Annotated in this window: 14 protein-coding genes and 8 pseudogenes; 13 read left to right on the forward strand and 9 right to left on the reverse strand. The window is 65.3% G+C overall.

The window, feature by feature from the left end; genetic code table 11:
• The first annotated feature begins 9 nt into the window (after positions 1–9).
• Entirely contained in the window at positions 10–1,044 is a 1,035-nt protein-coding gene (locus CUR85_RS05335; protein WP_280322098.1) for a nitrilase-related carbon-nitrogen hydrolase, read from the forward strand.
• Complete coding sequence (locus CUR85_RS05340) at positions 948–1,439, forward strand: NAD(+) synthetase (protein WP_280322100.1); 492 nt, start codon at positions 948–950, stop codon at positions 1,437–1,439. The genes CUR85_RS05335 and CUR85_RS05340 overlap by 97 nt, the downstream gene beginning before the upstream one ends.
• On the opposite strand, the pseudogene CUR85_RS05345 reads toward CUR85_RS05340, so the two are convergent.
• Positions 1,436–2,961 (reverse strand): annotated as a pseudogene (locus CUR85_RS05345) (cryptochrome/photolyase family protein). The gene CUR85_RS05340 and the pseudogene CUR85_RS05345 sit on opposite strands and share 4 nt — an antisense overlap.
• On the reverse strand, positions 2,958–3,638 hold the full coding sequence (locus CUR85_RS05350) for an SDR family NAD(P)-dependent oxidoreductase (RefSeq protein WP_248646544.1): 681 nt from the start codon (positions 3,636–3,638) through the stop codon (positions 2,958–2,960). Before CUR85_RS05350 ends, CUR85_RS05345 begins: the two are co-directional and overlap by 4 nt.
• Before the next feature lie 284 nt (positions 3,639–3,922).
• On the opposite strand from CUR85_RS05350, the gene CUR85_RS05355 reads away from it, so the two are divergent.
• A complete protein-coding gene (locus CUR85_RS05355; protein ID WP_067265283.1) occupies positions 3,923–5,491 on the forward strand; it encodes a 2-isopropylmalate synthase in 1,569 nt (522 codons plus the stop codon).
• Between the two features lie 221 nt (positions 5,492–5,712).
• On the opposite strand, the gene CUR85_RS05360 is transcribed toward CUR85_RS05355, so the two are convergent.
• Positions 5,713–6,294: a VOC family protein gene (locus tag CUR85_RS05360; RefSeq protein WP_067265286.1), complete on the reverse strand. Its 582-nt coding sequence runs from the start codon at positions 6,292–6,294 to the stop codon at positions 5,713–5,715.
• 189 nt (positions 6,295–6,483) lie between these two features.
• On the opposite strand from CUR85_RS05360, the gene CUR85_RS05365 reads away from it, so the two are divergent.
• From CUR85_RS05365 to CUR85_RS05390, 7 genes and pseudogenes are all read left to right on the forward strand, one after another.
• The gene (locus CUR85_RS05365; RefSeq protein WP_040700660.1) at positions 6,484–7,530 is read left to right on the forward strand and encodes a rod shape-determining protein; all 1,047 of its coding nucleotides are present in this window, start codon (positions 6,484–6,486) and stop codon (positions 7,528–7,530) included.
• A gap of 71 nt (positions 7,531–7,601) precedes the next feature.
• A complete protein-coding gene (mreC, locus tag CUR85_RS05370) occupies positions 7,602–8,504 on the forward strand; it encodes a rod shape-determining protein MreC (RefSeq protein WP_067265288.1) in 903 nt (300 codons plus the stop codon).
• Positions 8,501–8,761: a hypothetical protein gene (locus tag CUR85_RS20075; protein ID WP_343245409.1), complete on the forward strand. Its 261-nt coding sequence runs from the start codon at positions 8,501–8,503 to the stop codon at positions 8,759–8,761. Before mreC ends, CUR85_RS20075 begins: the two co-directional genes overlap by 4 nt.
• A 70-nt stretch (positions 8,762–8,831) precedes the next feature.
• Positions 8,832–9,038, forward strand: a complete 207-nt coding sequence (locus CUR85_RS20080; protein WP_343245410.1) for a hypothetical protein — start codon at positions 8,832–8,834, stop codon at positions 9,036–9,038.
• Positions 9,039–9,053: 15 nt separating this feature from the next.
• Positions 9,054–11,002 (forward strand): annotated as a pseudogene (gene mrdA / locus CUR85_RS05380) (penicillin-binding protein 2).
• A pseudogene (gene rodA, locus CUR85_RS05385) lies at positions 10,999–12,137 on the forward strand (rod shape-determining protein RodA). Before mrdA ends, rodA begins: the two co-directional pseudogenes overlap by 4 nt.
• Before the next feature lie 3 nt (positions 12,138–12,140).
• Positions 12,141–13,079, forward strand: coding sequence for a 2-hydroxyacid dehydrogenase (locus tag CUR85_RS05390; protein WP_067265299.1), 939 nt, complete (start codon positions 12,141–12,143; stop codon positions 13,077–13,079).
• 19 nt (positions 13,080–13,098) lie between these two features.
• Here the strand turns inward: CUR85_RS05390 and CUR85_RS05395 are convergent, their stop codons facing one another.
• The 5 genes and pseudogenes from CUR85_RS05395 to CUR85_RS05415 all read right to left on the reverse strand — a co-directional run bounded on the left by CUR85_RS05395 (position 13,099) and on the right by CUR85_RS05415 (position 18,809).
• Positions 13,099–15,111, reverse strand: a complete 2,013-nt coding sequence (locus CUR85_RS05395) for a M3 family metallopeptidase (RefSeq protein ID WP_067265302.1) — start codon at positions 15,109–15,111, stop codon at positions 13,099–13,101.
• A gap of 48 nt (positions 15,112–15,159) precedes the next feature.
• Positions 15,160–16,197 (reverse strand): HesA/MoeB/ThiF family protein, encoded by a 1,038-nt coding sequence (locus CUR85_RS05400; protein WP_067265304.1) that lies wholly within the window; start codon positions 16,195–16,197, stop codon positions 15,160–15,162.
• Positions 16,197–16,647 (reverse strand): annotated as a pseudogene (gene dut, locus CUR85_RS05405) (dUTP diphosphatase). Before dut ends, CUR85_RS05400 begins: the two are co-directional and overlap by 1 nt.
• A 9-nt stretch (positions 16,648–16,656) precedes the next feature.
• A pseudogene (coaBC, locus tag CUR85_RS05410) lies at positions 16,657–17,849 on the reverse strand (bifunctional phosphopantothenoylcysteine decarboxylase/phosphopantothenate--cysteine ligase CoaBC).
• A gap of 81 nt (positions 17,850–17,930) precedes the next feature.
• Entirely contained in the window at positions 17,931–18,809 is an 879-nt protein-coding gene (locus tag CUR85_RS05415) for an RNA polymerase factor sigma-32 (protein ID WP_067265311.1), read from the reverse strand.
• Between the two features lie 98 nt (positions 18,810–18,907).
• Here CUR85_RS05415 and cobU point away from each other — a divergent pair, with 98 nt between their 5' ends.
• The 3 genes and pseudogenes from cobU to CUR85_RS05430 all read left to right on the forward strand — a co-directional run bounded on the left by cobU (position 18,908) and on the right by CUR85_RS05430 (position 21,595).
• Entirely contained in the window at positions 18,908–19,429 is a 522-nt protein-coding gene (gene cobU, locus CUR85_RS05420; protein ID WP_067265314.1) for a bifunctional adenosylcobinamide kinase/adenosylcobinamide-phosphate guanylyltransferase, read from the forward strand.
• Positions 19,426–20,006 (forward strand): annotated as a pseudogene (locus CUR85_RS05425) (histidine phosphatase family protein). The gene cobU and the pseudogene CUR85_RS05425 overlap by 4 nt, the downstream one beginning before the upstream one ends.
• A 72-nt stretch (positions 20,007–20,078) precedes the next feature.
• Positions 20,079–21,595: pseudogene (locus CUR85_RS05430) on the forward strand (YifB family Mg chelatase-like AAA ATPase).
• Here the strand turns inward: CUR85_RS05430 and CUR85_RS20520 are convergent.
• A pseudogene (locus CUR85_RS20520) lies at positions 21,558–22,381 on the reverse strand (alpha/beta hydrolase). The pseudogenes CUR85_RS05430 and CUR85_RS20520 overlap by 38 nt on opposite strands.
• Between the last annotated feature and the right edge of the window lie 75 nt (positions 22,382–22,456).

Here is a 22,456-nt window from a genome sequence, read left to right on the forward strand (position 1 = left end):
AGCCTTGCCATGTCAGACCGTTTCCGCCTCACCCTCGGGCAGTTGAACCCCACCGCCGGTGATCTGCCCGGAAACGCGGCATTGGCCCGCGACGCATGGCAGGCCGGGCGCGATGCAGGCGCGCAGATGGTCGCCCTGCCCGAACTTTTCCTGACCGGACATGACGCGCAAGGGCTGTCGCAAAACCCTGCCTTTCAGCGCGATGTCTTGGCGCAGCTTGAAGCGCTGGCCGCGCATTGCGCCGATGGCCCCGCCTTGGCACTTGGCGCGCCGTGGGTCGCGGCAGGCAAGCTCCACAACGCATACCTCCTCCTGCAAGGTGGAAAGATCGCGCACAGGGTGCTGCAACACGCGCCCCGACCGCGCACGCCCTTCGATCCCGCGCCGATCAGCGGCCCCTATGCGGTGGCGGGGCTGCGCATCGGCTCTCCCATCGGCGCGGATTGTGAGACGGGCGACGTGGCCGAAACGCAGGCCGAAACGGGGGCCGAACTGCTGTTGATCCCCCATGCCGCGCCCCATTTGCGCGGCGCGATGGAGCGGCGCCTCAACCACATGGTCGCGCGGGTGATCGAGACGGAACTGCCGGTGATCCACCTCAACATGACCGGCGGCGAGGGTGAGACGGTTTTCGATGGTGCCACATTCGCGCTGAACCCCGGCGGCAAGCTGGCATTGCAGATGCCTGCCTTCGACACAGCGCTTGCCCATGTCGATCTGGAGCGCGGGCCGGAGGGCTGGCGGATCGTGGAAAGCGCCTTCGCGCCGCAGCCGGAGGCGCTGGAACGGGACTACCGCGCCTTGGTCGTGGGGCTGCGGGACTATGTTGCCAAAACCGGCGTTTCCAAAGTGCTGATCGAACAGGCCGGGGGAACGATACCGCGCTCGCGGCGGCAATCGCGCGGGATGCCTTGGGGGCCGAGAATGTCCGCCAGATTGACGTGCCGATGTCAGAACATCTGCACGCCGCGCTGCGGGATGAACTGGCTGCGCTCGGGGCAGAAGTCAGCGCCGAGACGCTCACCCCTCCCCTGCGCGGCCTGATGCTGCACGCCTTGGCCGATGACGCGGGGGAGATGCTGCTCACCGCACAGAACAAATCCGCCGCCGCCATGGGGATTGCGGCCCTGATGGGGGATTTCAACCCGGTCAAAGACCTTTACCAAACCGAGGTGCGGGCGCTTTGCGACTGGCGCAGCAAAAAGGTGCGGGCATGGATGCATGGGCAAGCGCCCAGCCCGACCCCCGACACGGAAGAGGCCGGTGCCGAGGACGCGATCCTGCGCATCCTGCTGGAGGACGGCGGCCACGTTGATGACTGTGTGGCGGCCGGCTACGCGCCGCAGAGCGCGCAGAGGATTGCAGGGCGGATCGCGGTGGCAAAGGCGCGCAAGGGGCCAACCGTTCCCGGCCTGCGTTTGAAAGCAGCGACGGCCTAGACCGTCTCGCCCGCGTCCAACCGCTGCAACCATTTATCCGCATCGCGCAGAACCGCCTCGCGCCGGTCGGCGTCCATACGATCCCAAGTGGCATAGATGTTTTTCATCCGCATGTTGCCCTGAAACCGCTCGCGGTGACGGTCAAGGAAATGCCAGTAGAGCAGATTGAAGGGGCAGGCCTTCGGCCCCGCCTTGGTGCTGACGCTATAGCTGCACCCTTTGCAGTAATCCGACATGCGGTTGATATAGGCCCCGGAGGAGACATAGGGTTTCGAGGCGATCACCCCGCCATCGGCGAATTGGCTCATGCCCACCGTGTTGGGCGCTTCGACCCATTCATAGGCGTCGGCGTAGACCTCCAGATACCACTCATGCACCTGATGCGGGTCGACCCCGGCCAGCAGGGCGAAATTGCCCGTCACCATCAGCCGTTGGATATGGTGGGCATAGGCGTGTTTCTGGGTCTGGCCAATCGCCTGCCGCAGGCAATTCATCTGCGTGTCGGCACCCCAATAGAAGTCGGGCAGATCCCGGTCGTGGCGCAGCACGTTGCGCACCACATAGTCCGGCCCTTCGAGGAAATAGATGCCGCGCACATATTCGCGCCAACCGAGGATCTGGCGGATGAACCCTTCGGCGGCGTTAATCGGCACCTCTCCCGCCTGCCAGGCTTCCTCGGCAGCGCGGCAGACCTCCAACGGGTCCAGCAGCCCGAGGTTGAGATAGGGTGAGATCAGCGCATGAAAGAGATAGGGCTGCCCCTCCAGCATCGCGTCCTGATAGTCGCCGAAACGCGGCAAAGCGTGGGCGATGAAATGCGCCAGCACCTGCAAGGCTTCCGCGCGCGTCGTGGCAAAGTCAAAGGGGTGCAGATCGCCGAAGTTGTCGCCAAAGCGCGCGCTCACCAGTTCCAGCACCGCCTCCACCTCGGCATCGGGGCGAAGGTCAGCGGGTCGGGGATATCCAGCCCTTCCTTCGGAGGTTTGCGGTTGTCGTGGTCGAAATTCCACTTTCCGCCTGCGGGGTCGTCGCCCTCCATCAACATCCCCGTCTCGCGGCGCATCTCGCGGTAGAAATACTCCATCCTGAGCGCCTTGCGCCCCTCGGCCCAATCCTCAAACCGTTTGCGGCTGGCGATGAAACGGTCATCCGGCACAAGCCGTGTGGGGATCGGCGCGTGGGTCAGCGCGTTGATCAGCCGCCACTCCCCCGGCTCGGTCACGATCACCTCACCCGCGCCCGTCTCTTCCGCACGGCGGAGCAATTCGCCCACGATGGAACCCGCATTCTCGGGATCGTCCAAGGGGGTGTAGCGCAGCGTCCAGCCGTCTTCCTCCAAGGCACGCGCGAACTTGCGCATCGCGGCAAAGACCAGCGCGATCTTCTTAGGGTGGTGGCGGACATATTCCGCCTCTTGCGCCACTTCGGCCATGACCACCACATCGCATGCCTTATCCGCCGCGCGCAGGGACGACAGGTTTAGCGAGAGTTGATCGCCCAAGACCAAGATCAAACGGCTCACCACGGCACCGCCTTTCCGGCCCAGTCAAAGAACCCGCCGCTCTCCTCCGGGGTCAGCCCGTCGATCACGCGCAGCAGATTGCCCGCCGCCTCTTCCGGTGGGACGGCGGGATGGCGGCCAAGGTATTTCTCGGTAAAGGGCGTCTCGACCGTGCCGGGGTGCAGCGCGACGCAGATGCTCTGCGGATGGGAGCGCGTCAGCTCGATCGCGGCGGTATGCACGATCTGGTTCACCGCCGCCTTGGCGCTGCGGTAGCTGATCCACCCGCCCAGACGGTTGTCCCCGATGGAGCCGACCCGCGCCGAGAGCACGGCGAAAACCGCCCGCCTGTCGCGGGGCAAAAGCCTTGCCGCGTGGCGCAGCACCAGCGCCGGGCCGACCGCGTTCAGCGCGAATTGATCCAGCATCGCCTTTTGCGTGACGGCACGCAGCGATTTCTCTGGCGTGGCCCCGTCGATCTCCAAGGCGCCGGTGGCGACGATCACCGCGTCGAAAGGGCCGCTCAGCCCCTCCAGCACGGCATTGACCGATGCCTCATCCGTCAGGTCCAGACCATCGCCCGCGCGGGACAGGGCCGTCACCGTATCGCCGCGCGCACGCAGAGCCGCACTCAGCGCCGCGCCGATCCCGCCGCTGGCCCCGATCACCAGCACCCGCGCGCTCATGCCGCCGCCCATGGTATCGCTTGTCGCTCCATCCTGATCTCCCTTGCTTATAGGCAGATAGGCGACGCTGACGCAGGGGCAAACAAAAGCCGCAACACCCCCTTTTCATTTGAAAAGACGGGCGTATAACTACTCCCATGACACAGGCCGTCCATATCCCGACCCTGCCGCGCAACTGCGCGGGCCTGCTGCGCGCCAACTTGCTGCACCTAATCCGCCTCTGAGCGTGCCCTTCGGCGCGCCCGCTCAGAGGGATGTGTTGCGCGCCAAGGATACCAGCAAAGAAAGAACCCAGGATGACAGATATGACGAAACAGGACCGTGTGCTGATCTTTGACACCACCTTGCGGGATGGCGAACAATCCCCCGGGGCGACGATGACCCATGCCGAGAAGCTTGAGATCGCCTCGCTCTTGGATGAGATGGGCGTCGACATCATCGAGGCCGGTTTTCCCATCGCCTCAGAAGGTGATTTCAAAGCGGTTTCCGAAATCGCGCGGCAGAGCCAGAATTCCGTGATCTGCGGCCTTGCCCGGGCGCAGTTGGGCGATATCGACCGTTGCTGGGAAGCGGTGAAACACGCCGCCCAGCCGCGCATTCACACCTTCATTGGCACCTCGCCCCTGCACCGCGCCATTCCGAACCTCACCCAAGACGAGATGGCCGATCGCATCCATGAGACGGTGAGCCATGCCCGCAACCTCTGCGACAACGTGCAATGGTCGCCGATGGATGCCACGCGGACCGAGCTCGACTACCTCTACCGGGTGGTGGAGATCGCCATCAAGGCGGGCGCCACGACGATCAACATCCCCGACACCGTGGGCTACACCGCCCCGCGCGAGAGCGCCGATCTGATCGCGAAGCTTCTGGAAAACGTGCCCGGCGCGGATGAGATCGTCTTTGCCACCCATTGTCACAACGACCTCGGCATGGCGACGGCCAACAGCCTCGCTGCCGTCGAGGCCGGGGCGCGGCAGATCGAATGCACCATCAATGGCTTGGGCGAACGCGCGGGCAACACGGCGCTCGAAGAGGTCGTCATGGCGCTGAAAGTGCGCAACGACATCATGCCCTATGAGACCCGCATCGACAGCCGCAAGATCATGAACATCTCGCGCCGGGTCGCCGCCGTCTCGGGCTTTGCCGTGCAGTTCAACAAGGCCATTGTCGGCAAGAACGCCTTTGCCCATGAGAGCGGCATCCACCAAGACGGCATGCTGAAGAACGCCGAGACTTTCGAGATCATGCGCCCCGAGGACGTGGGTCTGACCGAGACCAACATCGTCATGGGCAAGCACTCGGGCCGCGCCGCGTTGCGGTCCAAGCTCGAAGACCTCGGGTTTGAACTGGGCGACAACCAGCTCAAGGATGTTTTTGTGCGGTTCAAGGAATTGGCCGACCGCAAGAAGGAAATCTACGAGGATGACCTCATCGCGCTGATGCGCACCGCGACGGACCCCGAGGAAGACCGCATTCGCCTGAAATCGCTCAAGGTCGTTTGCGGCACCGATGGCCCGCAGACCGCCGATATGGTGCTTGAGATCGACGGTGCGGAGCAGACCACGAACCAGACCGGCGACGGCCCCGTCGATGCGGCGTTCAACTGCATCAAGGCGCTGGTGCCGCATTCCGCGCGGTTGCAGCTTTATCAGGTGCATGCGGTGACCGAAGGCACCGACGCGCAGGCGACGGTTTCCGTGCGGATGGAGGAAGAGGGCCGCATCGTGACCGGCCAGTCGGCGGATACCGATACCGTGGTGGCGAGCGTGCGGGCCTATATCCACGCGCTGGGCCGCCTGTTGGTGCGGCGCGAGAAGGGCGGCACGGACAAGCGCGAGATTAATTATAAAGATGTGAGTTGAATTATAGGGCGGGGGCAACCCCGCCTTTTTACGTATACAGTATGGAAGTAGGGCATCGCCTGCCCGCGGGGTGGCGAACCAAACCTTAATTCATACCACTTTATTGATCTGCCATGGCGCACCCTCAAAATGGCATACCCAGCCTCACTAAATCGCCTCCCCGTCCGGGCGGGCAGGCGATGCCCGGCGCCTGCGGCTTGATTCCGGGCCCGGTGGCAACTTCAATACGGGTTCTTCGCCCCGCGATCGTCACTCAGCGACGCCTGCCCCCGCTCCACGATCTTCACCACTGCATCCGCGAGATGCTGCCGCTGGATATGATCATCCCCCGCCGCCACCCGCAGTTTGTGGGCCTCCAGCATCACCTCGGCATGGCTCGACCCGCGCGGTGGGATGAAAGTGTAGCAAGCCAGTTCGATCAACAGCCCCAGCGGATCCTTGAAATAGATCGAATGCATGAAGCCCCGGTCCTTCACGCCGGAATGCCCGATGCCGCGCGCCTCCAACCGCGCTGGCACCTGATCGAACATCGCGCGGTCGACCTCGAAGGCCAGATGATGCACGCAGCCCGGGTCCATCGGCGTGCGGTTGTGCACCCGCTTGCGGTTCTCATTCGTAAAGATCGTGATCAGCCGACCATCGCCGGGATCGAAATACAAATGCCCCTCGTCCGGGTCATCAAGATTAGGCTGGTCAAAGATGAAAGGCATCCCCAACACCCCCTCCCAAAAGTCGATCGAGCTTTGCCGGTCCGCCCCGGTGAGGGTGATGTGATGCACCCCAAGTGTCTGTATCTTCTGCATGGTATCGCCGTCCTCCGCCTGTGCTGCGCCCTAAATATTCCGCTCTATGATAGCGCGGCGGCAATATCGCGCCACCTTTGCGGTCTTGCCCCTTTCACCCTGACCCCGTGCGCCCTATAAGAGCCAATAGCCCGCGCGTGGACCCATGCAGGCGGGCCTGTCCGAATAGTTGCAAGGCTCCGCTACTTTATGTCCATCCTCGATCAATTCCGCGGCCTGTTCTCCTCTGATATGGCGATCGACCTTGGCACCGCGAACACGCTGGTTTACGTCAAGGGCAAGGGCATCGTGCTGAGCGAACCTTCGGTTGTGGCCTATCACGTCAAGGACGGCGTCAAGAAAGTGCTCGCCGTGGGTGAAGACGCCAAGCTCATGCTGGGCCGAACCCCGGGCAGCATCGAGGCGATCCGCCCAATGCGCGAAGGTGTCATCGCGGATTTCGACACCGCCGAAGAGATGATCAAGCACTTCATCCGCAAGGTGCACAAGCGTTCGACCTTCTCGAAGCCCAAGATCATCGTCTGCGTGCCGCATGGCGCCACCCCGGTTGAGAAACGCGCGATCCGCCAGTCGGTGCTGTCGGCAGGCGCGCGCCGCGCCGGCCTGATTGCCGAGCCCATCGCCGCGGCCATCGGCGCGGGGATGCCGATCACAGACCCCACCGGCAACATGGTCGTCGACATCGGCGGCGGCACCACCGAAGTCGCGGTGCTCTCGCTAGGCGACATCGTCTATGCCCGCTCGGTCCGTGTCGGCGGTGACCGGATGGACGAGGGCATCATCAGCTACCTGCGCCGCCAGCAGAACCTCCTGATCGGGGAGACGACGGCCGAACGGGTCAAGACCTCCATCGGCACGGCGCGGATGCCCGACGACGGGCGCGGCACCTCGATGCAGATCCGCGGCCGCGACCTGTTGAACGGTGTCCCGAAAGAGATCGAAGTCACCCAAGCCCAGATCGCCGAGGCGCTGGCCGAGCCGGTGCAGCAGATCTGCGAGGCGGTGATGACCGCGCTGGAAACCACGCCGCCCGACCTTGCCGCCGACATCGTCGACCGGGGCGTCATGCTGACCGGCGGCGGCGCGCTGCTGGGTGATCTCGATCTGGCGCTGCGCGAACAGACCGGCCTTGCGATCTCGGTCGCGGATGAGCCGCTCAACTGCGTGGCCCTCGGCACCGGCAAGGCGCTGGAATACGAGAAACAGCTGCGCCACGCGATCGACTACGACAGTTAACACTGGCAAGTTAGCCAGACCCGGCACGCGGCGAAGACGCCCCGCCTGACCGGGTGGGAGTTTCGGCACAGATGGCCAAGGACCGTTCCAGTTCCAGCGATTTCACCGGCCCGCTGCGGCGGCTGCTGCTGGTCGTGTTGGTATTGGCGCTGACCGGCATCTTCCTGCTTTGGCGCATCGACAGCCCCCGCGTTGAACGCTTTCGCGCGCAGGTCACCGACCGCTTCGTGCCTAATCTCGACTGGGCCATGGCCCCGGTCACCGGCACCATCAACCTGCTGCGCGACTTCCAAAGCTACCAGCGCCTGAGCGAGCAGAACCGCGAGCTGCGCTCGGAACTGCGGCAGATGCAGGCGTGGAAAGAAGCGGCCCTCCAGTTAGAGCAAGAGAACGCGCGCTTGCTGGACCTCAACAACGTGCGGCTCGACCCGCGGCTGACCTTCATCACCGGCACGGTGCTGGCCGACAGCGGCTCGCCCTATCGCCAGTCGGTGCTTCTGAACGTCGGTGCGCGCGACGGGCTGGTCGAAGGCTGGGCCACGATGGACGGTATCGGCCTTGTGGGCCGCATCGCAGGCGTGGGCAAGAACACCGCGCGGGTGATCCTGCTGACCGATGCCTCCAGCCGCATTCCGGCGACGATCCAGCCTTCGGGCCAACGCGCCATCGTGGCGGGCGACAACAGCGCCGCGCCGCCCTTGGACTTCATCGAGAACCGCGAGCTGGTGCGCCCCGGCGACCGGGTGATCAGCTCGGGCGATGGCGGCGTGTTCCCCGCGGGCATCCTGATCGGTCAGGTCGCTGCCGATCCGGGCGGGCGGCTGCGCGTGCGGCTGGCGGCAGACTACGAGCGGCTCGAGTTCCTGCGCGTGCTGCGCCACCACGGCAATGAAACCGTGCCAGACACCGCCCATGTCATCACCTCCGACGGCCCCTTGGCCGATCCGGCGGCGCCGGTCGGAGTGCAGCCATGACCGATCTGTCGCGCAGCCGCCTTTGGGTCATGCGCCTGAGCTTTGTCGCGCTGGCGCTGGTGATCCTGTTCTTCCACCTCCTCCCGCTTGAGACGACCCCGCGCGCTTGGGCCGGGCCGGACCTGCTGCTGGGCTTTGCCTGCGCTTGGGGCTTCGACGGCCCGAATACGTGCCCTCGCTTTTTCTGGCGCTGGTCTTTCTGCTGGCGGACCTGTTGCTGCAACGCCCGCCCGGCCTTTGGGCGGTGCTGGCCCTGATCGGGGTCGAGAACCTCAAATCGCGGGGCGGCATCTGCGGGATGCGAGCTTTGCCGCCGAATGGCTGACCGTGGCGGTGATCTTGACCATGGTGATCTTTGCCAACCGAATTCTCCTGAGCCTTGCGCTGGTGCCCACGCCTTCGCTGACGCTGAACCTCACGGAATTGGCACTGACGACGCTCGCTTATCCGCTGATCGTGGCGGTGACCCATGGTATCATGGGCGTGCGCAAGACCGCGCCGGGCGACCTGGATGCGCTTGGCAAACGGGTATGATCGGAGAGCGATGAGATGAGACGGAGCCGCGCCGACAATGATGCAACCCACACGCGCCTGACGCGTCGCGCCGCCCTTTTGGGCGGGGCGCAGCTGCTGTTCATGGGCGGGCTGGCCGCGCGCATGCGCTATCTACAGGTCGATCAGGCCGACCAGTTCCGCCTGCTGGCCGAAGAGAACCGCATCAACATCCGCCTGATCCCCCCGCCCGGGGTGAGATTTTTGACCGCAACGGCATACAGCTTGCCGATAACGTGCCCTCCTACCGGATCGTCATGGTCCGCGAAGATGCGGGCGACGTGGAAGCGGTGATGGAGCGGCTCGCCCAAGTCATCGAGATCGACGAGGAGACCCGCGAACGCGCCATGACCGAAATGTCGCGCTCTGCCCCCTTCCTGCCCGTCACCATCGTTGATGACGTGAGTTGGGAAGTCGTGAGCAAAGTCAGCGTCAACGCCCCCGCCCTGCCCGGCGTCACGCCCGAAGTGGGCCTGACCCGCGTCTACCCGCGCGGCGCGGATTTCGCCCATGTGGTGGGCCGCGTAGGCAGGGTGAGCCAAGCCGACCTCGACGCGCTGGAGAACCCCGACCAGGTGTTGCGCATCCCGCGGTTTCAAATCGGCAAGATCAACGTCGAAGCCCGGGCCGAAAACCTGCTGCGCGGCGCGGCGGGCACCAAACATGTGGAGGTCAACGCCACGGGCCGCGTGATGCGCGAGCTGGAGCGGCGCGAGGGGCAGGCCGGGGCCGATCTGCAACTGACCGTGGACGCCAATCTGCAACGCTATGTGCAGGCCCGTCTGGGCGAGGAAAGCGCCGCTGTGGTCATCATCGATTGCGAGAATGGCGATCTGGCCGCGCTTGCATCCTCGCCCAGCTACGACCCGAACCTCTTTATCGGCGGCATCTCATCGGCGGATTACAACCCGCTGCTGAACTCGAAATACCGCCCCTTGGTGAACAAACCCATACAGGGCACCTACCCGCCCGGCTCGACCTTCAAGATGATTGTGGCGCTTGCCGCCATCGAAGAGGGCATCGTCACCCCCGATGAGACGGTCTATTGCCCCGGCCATCTGGAAGTCGCGGGGCGGCGGTTCCACTGCTGGAAACGCGCGGGCCACGGCTGGGTCGATCTGCAACATTCGCTGAAACAATCCTGCGACGTCTATTACTACGATCTCGCGGTAAAGGTCGGGATCGAAAAGATCACCGCCATGGCGAACCGCTTTGGCCTTGGGATCAAACATGATCTGGCGCTGTCCTCGGTCGCGGGCGGGCTGGCGCCCACGAAACAGTGGAAACGCTCGGCCCGGGGTGAGGATTGGGTCGTGGGTGACACGGTCAACGCCTCTATCGGGCAGGGTTTCACCCTCTCCTCCCCGCTGCAATTGGCGGTGATGAGCGCGCGGATCGCCACGGGCCGCGCGGTGACGCCGCGGCTGATCAAATCCATCGACGGGGTGGAGCAACCCAGCGGCGCGGGCGAACCGATGGGGCTGAACGAAAACAACCTGCGCCAATTGCGCAAGGCGATGTACGATGTGGTGAACGACCGCCGCGGCACCGGCTACCGCAGCCGCATCATCGACGACACGATGCGCATGGCGGGCAAGACCGGCACCAGTCAGGTGCGCAACATCACCGCCGCCGAACGCGCCCGCGGCGTGACCAGCAACGCCGACCTGCCGTGGGAACGCCGCGACCACGCGCTCTTTGTCTGCTTTGCACCCTATGACAAACCGAAATACGCAGCCTGTGTGCTGGTAGAACACGGCGGCGGCGGCTCGACTGCGGCGGCCCCGATTGCGCGCGACGTGATGTTGCAGGCCATGGCGGGCGGTGAGCCGCCACTCGAAGCCTACCCCAAGTCCGACCGGGGCCGCATCGCCACCCAGCAAGAGGAGCTGCGCAACACCACGCCCGAGACCACCGCCAATCTGGAGGGGGAGGATCAGGCATGAGCTATCTTGAGCATACGGTCAAATCCGTCCCCACAGGGCTGCGCAAGATCCTCTTTATGAACTGGCCGCTGGCGATCCTGCTGACCAGTGTCGCGGGCGTCGGCTTTCTCATGCTCTATTCGGTCGCGGGCGGGTCATTCTCCCCTGGGCCGAACCGCAGATGAAACGTTTCGCCATGGGCATGGCAATCATGTTCACCGTGGCGATGGTGCCGATCTGGCTTTGGCGCAACCTGTCGGGCGTGGCCTATGGGGCGACCTTGGTGCTGCTGGTCGCGGTCGAACTCTTCGGCTCTGTCGGCATGGGTGCGCAGCGGTGGATCGACATCGGCTTCATGCGGCTACAACCGTCGGAACTGATGAAAATCACGCTGGTCCTGTTTCTGGCCGCCTATTACGACTGGCTGCCGGTCAAGAAGGTGTCCCGCCCCTTCTGGGTGCTGGTGCCCATTCTGATCATCGTGATCCCCACCGCGCTGGTGCTGAAACAGCCCGACCTTGGCACCTCGATCCTGCTCTTGACCGCCGGGGGCGGGCTGATGTTCCTCGCGGGGGTGCACTGGGCCTATTTCGCCGCCGTCATCACCGCCGCCATCGGGCTGGTCACCGCCGTCTTCCAGTCGCGCGGGACACCGTGGCAATTGCTGAAAGATTACCAATACCGCCGCATCGACACCTTTCTCGACCCCAGCCAAGACCCGCTTGGCGCGGGCTATCACATCACCCAATCCAAGATCGCGCTTGGCTCGGGCGGCTGGTCGGGGCGCGGCTATATGCAGGGCACCCAATCGCGGCTGAACTTCCTGCCCGAGAAACACACCGACTTCATCTTCACCACATTGGCCGAAGAGTTCGGCTTCGTCGGCGGCGTCTCCCTTCTGGGGCTTTACGCGCTGATCATCCTGTTCTGCGTGGCCTCGGCGGTGAAGAACAAGGACCGCTTCTCAAGCCTGCTGACCCTTGGCATCGCACTTAACTTCTTTCTCTTTTTCGCCGTTAACATGTCGATGGTCATGGGGCTGGCCCCCGTGGTCGGCGTGCCCCTGCCGATGGTGAGCTATGGCGGCTCGGCCATGCTGGTGCTGCTGCTGGCCTTCGGCTTGGTGCAATCGGCGCATGTTCATAGACCGAGGTAATTCATGACGATCAACATTCTCTTCGCCGCCAAAGCCGAACGCTGGGACGGCTACGAACAGCCTTTGAACGAAGCGCTGCGCAAAGCACTGCCGGGGCAGGAATTCACGCTGGCCACCGATCTGCCCCCCGAAGAGGTCGACTATATCGTCTACGCCCCCAACAGCGACTTGCAGGACTTCACCCCCTATACCCGCGCCAAGGCGGTGCTAAACCTCTGGGCTGGGGTGGAGGCGATCACCGGCAACGAGACTTTGAAGATCCCGCTGGCGCGGATGGTCGACTTCGGCCTGACCCACGGCATGGTGGAATGGTGTACCGGCCACGTGCTGCGCCATCATCTGGGGATGGATACCGACATCCTGCGCAAGGATGCCAAATGGGAGCCGCGCACCCCGCCGCTGGCGCGTGAGCGCAGCGTGGCGGTGCTGGGCATCGGCGCGCTCGGCCAAGCGGTGGCCGAGGCGCTGGTGGGACTGGGCTTTGACGTGACCGGCTGGTCACGCAGCGAAAAGCAGATCGAGGGGGTACGTTGCCTGCATGGCGACGAAGGTCTGACGGAAACGCTAAAGCGCGCCGAGATCGCCGTGCTCCTGATGCCCGACACACCCGCCACGCAGAATGTGCTGAATGCCGAGACGCTGGCGCAGATGCCCGAGGGCGCCTTCATCATCAACCCCGGTCGCGGGCCGCTGATCGACGACGATGCGCTCTTGGCGGCGCTCGACAGCGGGCAGATCACCCATGCAACGCTGGATGTCTTCCGGGTCGAGCCCCTACCCGAGGATCACCCCTATTGGGCGCATCCGAAGGTGACCGTGACCCCGCATATCGCGGCGGCCACGCGCAACGACACGGCCTCGGAGGTCATCGCCGAGAACATTCGCCGCAGTGAGGCCGGGGAGCCCCTGATACATCTGGTAGACCGCGACCGGGGGTATTGACCCCCGGCCACGTCGGCATTCAGGCCGCCAGCCTGCGCCCCTTGAGCAGCGCTTCGACCCCCGGCAGACGACCCCGGAAGGCGGTGTAAAGCTCTGCCGGATCGCGGCTGCCGCCGGTCGAAAGGATGTGTTCTTCCAACGCCTCGGCACGTTCCGCATCAAAAGCCCCGTCCGCTTCCTCAAAGGCGGCGAAGGCGTCGGCGTCCATCACCTCGGACCACATGTAGCTGTAATAGGCGCTGGAATAGCCATCGCCCGAAAAGACATGCGCGAACTGCGGGGTGGCATGGCGCATCCGGATCGCCTGCGGCATGCCGATGCTGCTGAGCACCTCGGCCTGTTTCGCCATCGGATCGGCAGGCGGCTCGCCGTCGTGGAACTCCAGATCGACAAGGGCGGAGGCGATGTATTCCACCGTCTGAAAGCCCATGTCGAAGGTCGCGGCGGCCAAAACCTTGTCGAGCATCTCGCGCGGCATCGCCTCGCCCGTGCGGGCATGGGTGGCGAATTTCTGCAGCACCTCGGGCTGGTCCAGCCAGTGCTCGTAAAGCTGGCTCGGCAATTCCACGAAGTCGCGCGCCACCGAGGTGCCGCTGACGCTTTCATAGGTCACGTCCGAGAGCATCTGGTGCAGCGCATGGCCGAACTCGTGGAACAACGTGCGGGCGTCGTCGTAGGACAGCAGCGCCGGATCGCCCTTGGCGAAATTGCAGACGTTGATCACCACGGGGGCCTGTTCGCGCGGGAACTTCGCCTGCGCGCGCATGGCCGAGCACCACGCGCCCGACCGTTTCGAGCCGCGCGCGAAATAATCACCGATAAAGACCGCCACATGCTGGCCGTCCCGCGTCACTTCCCACGCCCGGCAATCGGGATGGTAGAGCGGCACGTCGAGGGCTGCGAACTCCAGCCCAAACAGCCGGTTGGCGCAGTCGAAGGCCGCGTCGATCATCCGGTTAAGCTGGAAATAGGGCTTCAGCGCGGCCTCATCGAGGTCATGCTCAGCCGCGCGCCGCTTCTCGGCGTAGTAGCGCCAGTCCCACGGCTCCAGCGCACCGTTCACACCGTCCTCGCGCATCAGCGCGGTCAGCACCTCGGCATCGGCGTCGGCCTGCGCCTTGGCCGGTTTCCAGACCGACATCAGCAGGTCGCGCACCGCCGCGGGCGTCTTGGCCATCTCGGTTTCGAGCTTGTAGTCGGCGAAGTTGTCGTAGCCCAGAAGCGCCGCGCGCTCCTTGCGCAGGGCCAGCGTCTCGGCCGCGATCTCGCGGTTGTCTGTCTCTCCGCCGTTCGCGCCCCGCGCTTCCCACGCGCGGAATGCCTTCTCGCGCAGGTCGCGGCGGTCCGAAAATTGCAGGAAGGGCGTAATGAGCGAGCGCGACAGCGTGACCACCGGGCCTTGCGCGCCCTTTTCTTCGCCCGCAGCCCGGGCGGCATCGATCACGAAATCCGGCAGGCCGGTCAGATCGTCCTCGGAGAGCGGCATGAACCAGTCGCGCTCGTCCGCCAGCAGGTTCTGGGTGAACTGCGTGCCCAGCACCGCCAGCCGCGCCTTGATCTCCTTCATGCGCTCGGCCTCCGACCCCGTCAGCGCGGCGCCTGAGCGGACGAAGCCACGGTGCGTCAGCATCAGCACGCGGGCCTGTTCCTCGCTGAGGTCGAGCCTGTCGCGCGCCTCCCAAACGGCGTTGATGCGGGCGAAGAGCTTCGTGTTGCCCGAGATCGCCGATTGATGCGCGGCGAGCTTGGGGGAGAAGTCGCGCTGCAGTGCCTCCCGCGCCGGGTTGCTGTCTGCGCCTGCGACGGTAAAGAAGACGCTTAGAACCTTGTCGAGCGCCTCGCCCGAGGCTTCCAGCGCTTCGATGGTATTGGCGAAGCTGGGGGCTTCGGGGTTCTCGGCAATAGCGTCGATCTCGGCCCGGTGGGCGGTGAGCGCCTCCTCCAAAGCGGGGGCGAAATCATCGTCGGAAATGCGGTCAAAGGGGGCGATGCCGAAGGGGGTCTTCCATTCGGTCAGAAGCGGGTTTGTCATGCAGGTCTCCTTTGCGCCCAAGATGGGGCGCGCAGGGGTGACTTGCAATCACCCGCCGCAGGTTTCGCAGCCCTTCCGCCGTTTCAGCCCGATCTTGCGGGTCTCGCCATAAAGCCCGTCGTAGATCATCATCTCGCCGCGCAGCACGCTGCCCGCCCCGGTGATGAGCTTTACCGCCTCCAGCGCCATCATCGTGCCGATCACGCCGGGCAGCGGCCCGATCACCCCGGCCTCGGCGCAGGAGGGCGCAAGCCCCGCCGCCGGCGCTTCGGGGAAAATGCAGCGATAACAGGGCGCGCCGCGGGCGGGGTCGAAGACGCTGAGCTGCCCCTCCCATTGGCTGAGCGCCCCCGAGATGAGCGGCGTGGCCGTCGCGACGCAGGCCGCGTTCACCCGGTAGCGGGTATCGAAATTGTCGGTCCCGTCGAGCACGAGGTCATAGTCGGCCACCAGATCCTCGGCGATCTCGTCGGTCAGGCGGCGGTGGTAGGGGCGCACGGTGACATGGGGGTTCTGCGCCAGCATCTCGGCCTGCGCGGAGAAGACCTTGGGCGTGCCGATGGCGGCGTCCTTGTGGATCACCTGCCGTTGCAGGTTCGCGTTCTCGACCGCGTCATCGTCGATCACCCCGATGGTGCCGACGCCCGCCGCGGCGAGGTACTGCAGCACCGGCGCGCCGAGGCCGCCCGCGCCGATCACCAGCACCTTCGCGTTCTTCAGCGCCTTCTGCCCGGGGCCGCCGACCTCGCGCAAAACGATGTGCCGGGCGTAGCGGTCCAGCTCACTCTCCGAGAAACGGCCCGAGGTGGGGGCTTCAGTCGGCGCGTCCGGCGTGGCGCGCGCGCGCAGGGTCGCCAGCCCCTGCCGGTAGAGCAACACCAGCACGACGAAACCGCCCAAGAGCAGCCAAGGCGCGGCGCTGCCGCCGGTGGCGAGGCGCAGCGGATGGGTGGCCGGAAACAGCAGATGCAGCGCGACCAGCGCCAGATACATCAGGCCAATCAGCCCCGCGCGCAGCCCGCGCGGCAGGCCGAGGAAGCCGCCGCCGAACCAAAGCGCCGCCGCGATGATCAAAACAGCCAGCATCACTGCGCCCCCGTCGAGCCGAACCCGCCCGCGCCGCGCGGGGTCTCATCAAGGCGCTCGGCCAGATCGAAGCCCGTCTGCACCACCGGGGCCACGACCATCTGCGCGATGCGCATGCCATGTTCGACGGTGAAGGCCTCCGCCCCATATTGCCCATGATCACCCCACCACGCCGCGATAATCGCTGTCGATGGTGCCGGGGCTGTTGATCAGGGTGATCCCATGCTTCAGCGCGAGGCCCGAGCGCGGGCGGATCTGCACCTCGAACCCCTGTGGGATCGCCATCTGCAACCCGGTGGAGATCAGCGCCCGCGCGCCGGGGGCCAGAACGACGGCGCCGCCGGGCAGATTGGCCCGCAGATCCGCCCCCGCCGCCCCGGCGCTTTCATAGGCGGGCAGTGGCAGGCTGCGGTCCGCGCCCTCGGCCCAGCAGAGGTTGATCGTGGTCATAGCGCCCCCTCAGGCAAGTGCTGCGGCGATACGTTCGGCCAGACGGGCGGCCACGGCATCTTTGCCCATGCGCGGCCAATCCTCGGCCCCGGCCTCGGTGATCAGTGTCACGGCATTCTCGCGCCCGCCCATGATGCCGGTGGCGGGGGAGACGTCGTTGGCGACGATCCAGTTACAGCCCTTGCGCGCGCGTTTCGCGGTGGCATGGGCCAACACGTCGTTCGTCTCGGCGGCGAAGCCTACGACGAGCGCGGGGCGGCCTTCGCCGCGCTGGCTGATGGTTTTTAAGATGTCGGGGTTCTCTGCGAAAGACAGGCTCGGCAGCCCGTCTTTAGATTTCTTCAGCTTACGGTCCCCTGCCCCTGCACATGCCAATCGGCCACCGCGGCGGCAAAGACAGCGGCATCGGCGGGCAGCGCGGCCTCTACCGCCTGCATCATCTCTTGCGCCGTTTGCACCGGCACGACCTCAACGCCCTCGGGCGGGGCGACTTCGGCGGGGCCGGTTACAAAGACGACCTCAGCCCCCAGATCCACCAGCGCCCGCGCGATGGCTGTGCCCTGCGCCCCGGAAGAGCGGTTGGCGATATAGCGCACGGGGTCAATGGGCTCATGCGTCGGGCCGGAGGTGACGAGGATGCGCTTGCCCGCAAGCGGCCCCTGCCCAAGCCGCGCCTCGACTGCCGCGACAATCTCAAGCGGTTCGGCCATCCGCCCTGGCCCGTATTCGCCGCAGGCCATATCACCGTCATTCGGCCCGACCATGGCGATGCCATCGCCGCGCAGGGTGGCGATGTTGCGCTGCGTCGCGGGGTGCTGCCACATCCGCACGTTCATCGCAGGTGCCAGCAACACCGGCGTATCGGTGGCCAAAAGCAAGGTCGATGCCAGATCATTCGCCGCCCCCTGCGCCATCTTGGCCATCAGGTCTGCCGTGGCGGGGGCAACTACAAGTAGATCCGCCGCGCGGCTCAACTGGATATGCCCCATCTCGGCCTCATCACCGAGGTCGAAAAGATCGCGAAAGACCTTCACACCGGTCAGGGCGGATACGGAAAGCGGGGTGACAAACTCTTCGCCCGCGTGGGTCAGAACCGGTGTCACCTTGGCCCCACGCTCGCGCAGACGCCGGATCAGATCGAGGGATTTATAGGCGGCAATGCCGCCGCCGATGATCAGCAGAATATGTTTGCCCGACAGCATAAAGGCCCCCCGTTTGCATTAGGGAGACCTTAATCCGGGGCGGCGCAATCTGCCAGCCCCGGCGGGCATCGCAATGCGGCGTCAGGCCAGAAAGGCAAAGACCTCACGCGATTGCATCTCGAGCGATTTGCGCATCTTGCCAAAGGCTGCGGCCTCAAGCTGGCGGACCCGCTCTTTGCTGAGGCTGAGTTCATCGCCAAGGCTTTCCAAGGTACGCGCCGGATCCCGCAGCTTGCGTTCGCGCACGATGAATTGCTCGCGCTCGGACAGGCCCTGCATTGCCGCCAGCAACCAGTTGCGCAGCTGCGCCGTGTCATGCTCTTCCTCAACACGCTCCGCCGCCTGGGCGCTCTCATCAGCCAGCGCTTCGATCCACTCGCGGCCCTCATCCTCAGCGCTCTGCGTGGCGTTCAGCGAATAGTCCGAGCCTGACAGACGGCCTTCCATCATCTCGACATCATGCAGCGGCACGCCAATCTCGGTCGAGATCATCTGGCGCAGCTGGTGCTTGTCCAGCGTCTCGCCCATGGCGGTGGCCTCGCGCTCCAACCGGGCTTGCACGCGGCGCATGTTGAAAAACAGCGATTTCTGAGAGGAGGTCGACCCGGTCCGCACCATCGACCAATTGCGCATCACATGGTCCTGAATGCTCGCCTTGATCCACCAGACCGCATAGGTCGAGAAACGCACGCCGCGGTCGGGGTCGAATTTGTCGGCGGCTTTCATCAGGCCCAGACCGGCCTCTTGGATCAGGTCGTTCATCGGCGCGCCGTAGCGCTTGAACTTGCCCGCCATCGAAATCGCCAGACGCATGTAGGCGGTGATCAAACGGTGCAACGCGGCCTCATCCCGGTGATCGCGCCACGCATAGGCCAATTCCAACTCCGTCTCGGCATCGAGCAATTCGGCCTTCATTGCGGTGCGGGTGAGTGAAAATTCGCGAGCGGTCTGCAATGACATTTGGTATCCCCCTTGAGAAATGCGCGGCGCACCTTGTGATGGGCCTTTGGTGGAGATACGCAGAGACATGCCATTTGGTTCAAATATTTGGTGAGAAGATGTTGCCTAGAACTACCTTTGCCCTAGGCGGGGCGGCCTCGGGCAAGTCGGAATGGGCAGAGGCCCTCCTAAATTCCAGCGGCATGTCAAAGACTTACCTCGCCACCGGTCGCATCTGGGATGACGAAGTTCAAGAACGCGTGAACAAGCATCAAGCAAGGCGCGATGCGGGGTGGCGCACCGTCGAATGCCCGCTCGATCTGACCGAACCGCTGGCGAAACTGCCCGCCGGCGAAATCGTGCTGATCGATTGCGCGACCATGTGGCTGAGCAATCACCTGATGGAAGGCAGCGATCTGGAGGCCGCGCAGGCGCAGCTTTTGCAGGCCCTGCGGGGCTGTGCGGCACATTGGGTCGTGGTCTCGAACGAGGTCGGCCAAGGGATCGTGCCCGACAACGCCATGGCGCGCCAATTCCGCGAGGCGCAGGGGCGGCTCAACACCGCCTTGGCCGCCGAGGCAGAAACGGTTGTGCAGGTCGTCGTCGGCCTGCCGCAACTGTTGAAAGGGGAGATGCCATGACCATTTGGCACTGGGTGCGCCACGGCCCGACCCATGAGAAGAACTTCGTCGGCTGGCGCGATGTCCCGGCGGACCTTTCCGATGCGCCCCGACTGGCGCGGTTGAACCTGCATCTGCCGAATGAGTCGCTGCTCGTCTCCTCGGACCTGATCCGCGCTGTGCATACGGCGGATGCGCTGGCCCAGCCCTCCCGCCGCCGCCTGCCCCATGAGCATGAGCTGCGAGAGTTGCATTTCGGCGCTTGGGACGGGCTGCATTTCTCCGAAGTCGCCGCGCGTGACCCGGACCTCAGCCGCGCCTATTGGGAGACCCCGGCGATGTCATGGCCCCCGAGGGTGAAAGCTGGAACCAGACCAAGGCGCGCGTCGACCGGGTGGTGGCACGGATCAACGCGGCCCACCCCAATGCCCATGTGATCGCCGTGGCCCATTTCGGCGTCATCCTCACGCAGGTGCAGCAGGCCCAAGGCGGCGGCCCGCTGGAGGCGATGGCCCATAAGATCGACAACCTCTCGGTCACGCATCTGTCCCACGACAACGGCCAATGGCGGGTCGAAGGGATCAATCATACGCCCTGACCCACAGTGCCGTTAACCATTCCTAAACCCGTCTTGCCTACCGATTAACCATAGCAAGACGGAGCAGGGGCAATGGTGTCGCGGGCCTATACGGTCGCATTTCAAGGCGTCGATGCGCGTATCGTCGAGGTGCAATGCGCGGTCACCGCCGGGCTGCCGGGCTTTTCCATCGTGGGGCTAGCGAACAAGGCCGTGTCGGAAGCTCGCGACCGGGTGCGCACGGCGCTCAGCGCCTTGGCCATCGCGCTGCCGTCCAAACGCATCACCGTCAACCTCTCCCCGCCGACCTGCCTAAGGAAGGCAGCCATTTCGACCTGCCCATCGCGCTGGCGCTGCTCTCGGCCCTCGATATCCTGCCGGATGACATCACCCAGAATGTGGTGGCCTTGGGAGAGCTTTCGCTCGACGGGACGCTGATGCCCGTGGTCGGCGCCCTGCCCGCCGCCATGGCCGCCGCCGCCGAGGACCGCAGCCTGCTCTGCCCCGCGGGGTCGGGGGCGGAGGCCGCATGGGTGGGCAAGACACAGGTCATCGCCGCCGCCAATCTGGGCGACGTGGTGCGCCACTACACTGGGCAAGTACCGATCGCCCCCGCCGAGCCGGGCGAGGTGCCCCTCGCATTGGCGGGCCGCGACCTGCGCGAGGTTAAGGGCCAAGAACGCGCCAAACGCGCGTTGGAGATCGCCGCGGCCGGGCGGCATCACCTGATGCTGGTCGGCACGCCGGGGTCGGGCAAATCCATGCTGGCCGCGCGACTGCCCGGCATCCTACCGCCGCTGACGGCAGGTGAAGCGCTGGAGACCTCGATGATACACTCCCTCGCCGGGCTGCTGGATGAGGGCGGCATTTCCCGCAGCCGCCCCTTTCGCGAGCCGCATCACACGGCCTCTATGGCCGCGATCATCGGCGGCGGTCGGCAAGCGCGACCGGGGGAGGCATCTCTGGCCCATAACGGTGTGCTGTTCATGGACGAATTCCCCGAGTTCAACCGCACGGTCCTCGAAACCCTGCGCCAACCGATCGAGACTGGCGAGGTCATGATCGCGCGGGCCAATGCCCATGTGAAATACCCTTGCCGCTTCATGCTCGTCGCGGCGGCGAACCCCTGCAAATGCGGCTACCTGCCCGACCCGGCCCGCGCCTGCGCCCGTGTCCCGGCCTGCGGGGAAGACTATCTCGGGCGTATCTCCGGCCCACTGATGGACCGGTTCGACCTGCGCGTCGACGTGCCGCCCGTCAGCTACAGCGATCTCAACCTGCCCGCCAATGGCGAGACCTCGGCCGAGGTCGCGGCAAGGGTCGCCGCCGCGCGGGCGCTTCAATCCACGCGCTACGCGCCGCATGACGGGATTTCGGCCAATGCCGATGCGGCGGGTGACTTGCTTGAAACCGTCGTCAGCCCAGATGCCGAAGCGCGCGCGCTGCTCCTGCGCGCAGCAGAACGGTTTTCCCTGTCGGCGCGCGGGTATCACCGGGTCATGCGTGTCGCGCGCACCATCGCCGATCTTGCGGGGGAACCCGAGGTCCGCCGCCCCCATATGGCCGAGGCGATCAGCTTTCGCCTGCCCGATCCGGCGGCAGGGCATTGATCCAATCGGCGAGGGCCGCAAGGCTCTGCCGCGCCTCGGGCAAGTGGTTCTGAAACAGCGGCCAGACATGCGGCAGGTCATGGAGCTCCTGCAAACTGGCCGACACGCCCGCTTCGCGCAGACGGGCCGCCAATCGGCGGCTGTCATCGCGCAGGATTTCGCTGTCACTTACGGTGAGCCAGACGGGCGGTGCGCCGTTGAAATCCGCGAGAATGGGACTCGCCCGAGGGCTCTCCGCATCCTGCCCCGAAGATAGAGCCGCGCCATTTCCGTCGCGCGGGCGGCGGGCAACAACACGTCGCTTTCGGCATTCTGAGTGAAACTTGGGCCGGAAAACGTCAGGTCCAACAAGGGGGAAAGCCCAAAGGCGCCGGCAGGCAGCGCCGCCCCCTCGCGGCAAAGCTGCGCCAAAAGGTCGAAAACCAGCGCGCCGCCCGCGCTATCGCCGCCAATCACGATATCCCCCGCGGCGATGCCCATTTGACACAGCGCATCCCACGCCGCGCGGATGTCTTGCGCAGGTTTCGGAAAGGCCGCTCCCGGCACGCGCGCATAGCGCGGCAGCACCGCCCGCGCGCCGGTTAGCAGAGATAGGCGCGCGACCATCGCCCGGTGCGTCTCCGGGCTGCCAAACACGAACCCGCCGCCATGGACGTAGAGGATCACACGCCCTTGGGAGGCCTGCGGCGGCGTAAGCCAAAGCGCCGATCCCGCCCCCGGCAGATCACGCCATTCCGCATGCACCTCGCGCGGCCCTTTGAAAAAGAGCCGCGCCTGCACCTCCATCGTGGCCCGCAGGAACTGCGGGTTTGCGTGCGCCAGCAAAGGTTTCTCTGTCAGACGCAGGTAGCGGTTCAGAAG

This window comes from Sulfitobacter faviae, assembly GCF_029870955.1.
Taxonomy (GTDB): domain Bacteria; phylum Pseudomonadota; class Alphaproteobacteria; order Rhodobacterales; family Rhodobacteraceae; genus Sulfitobacter; species Sulfitobacter faviae.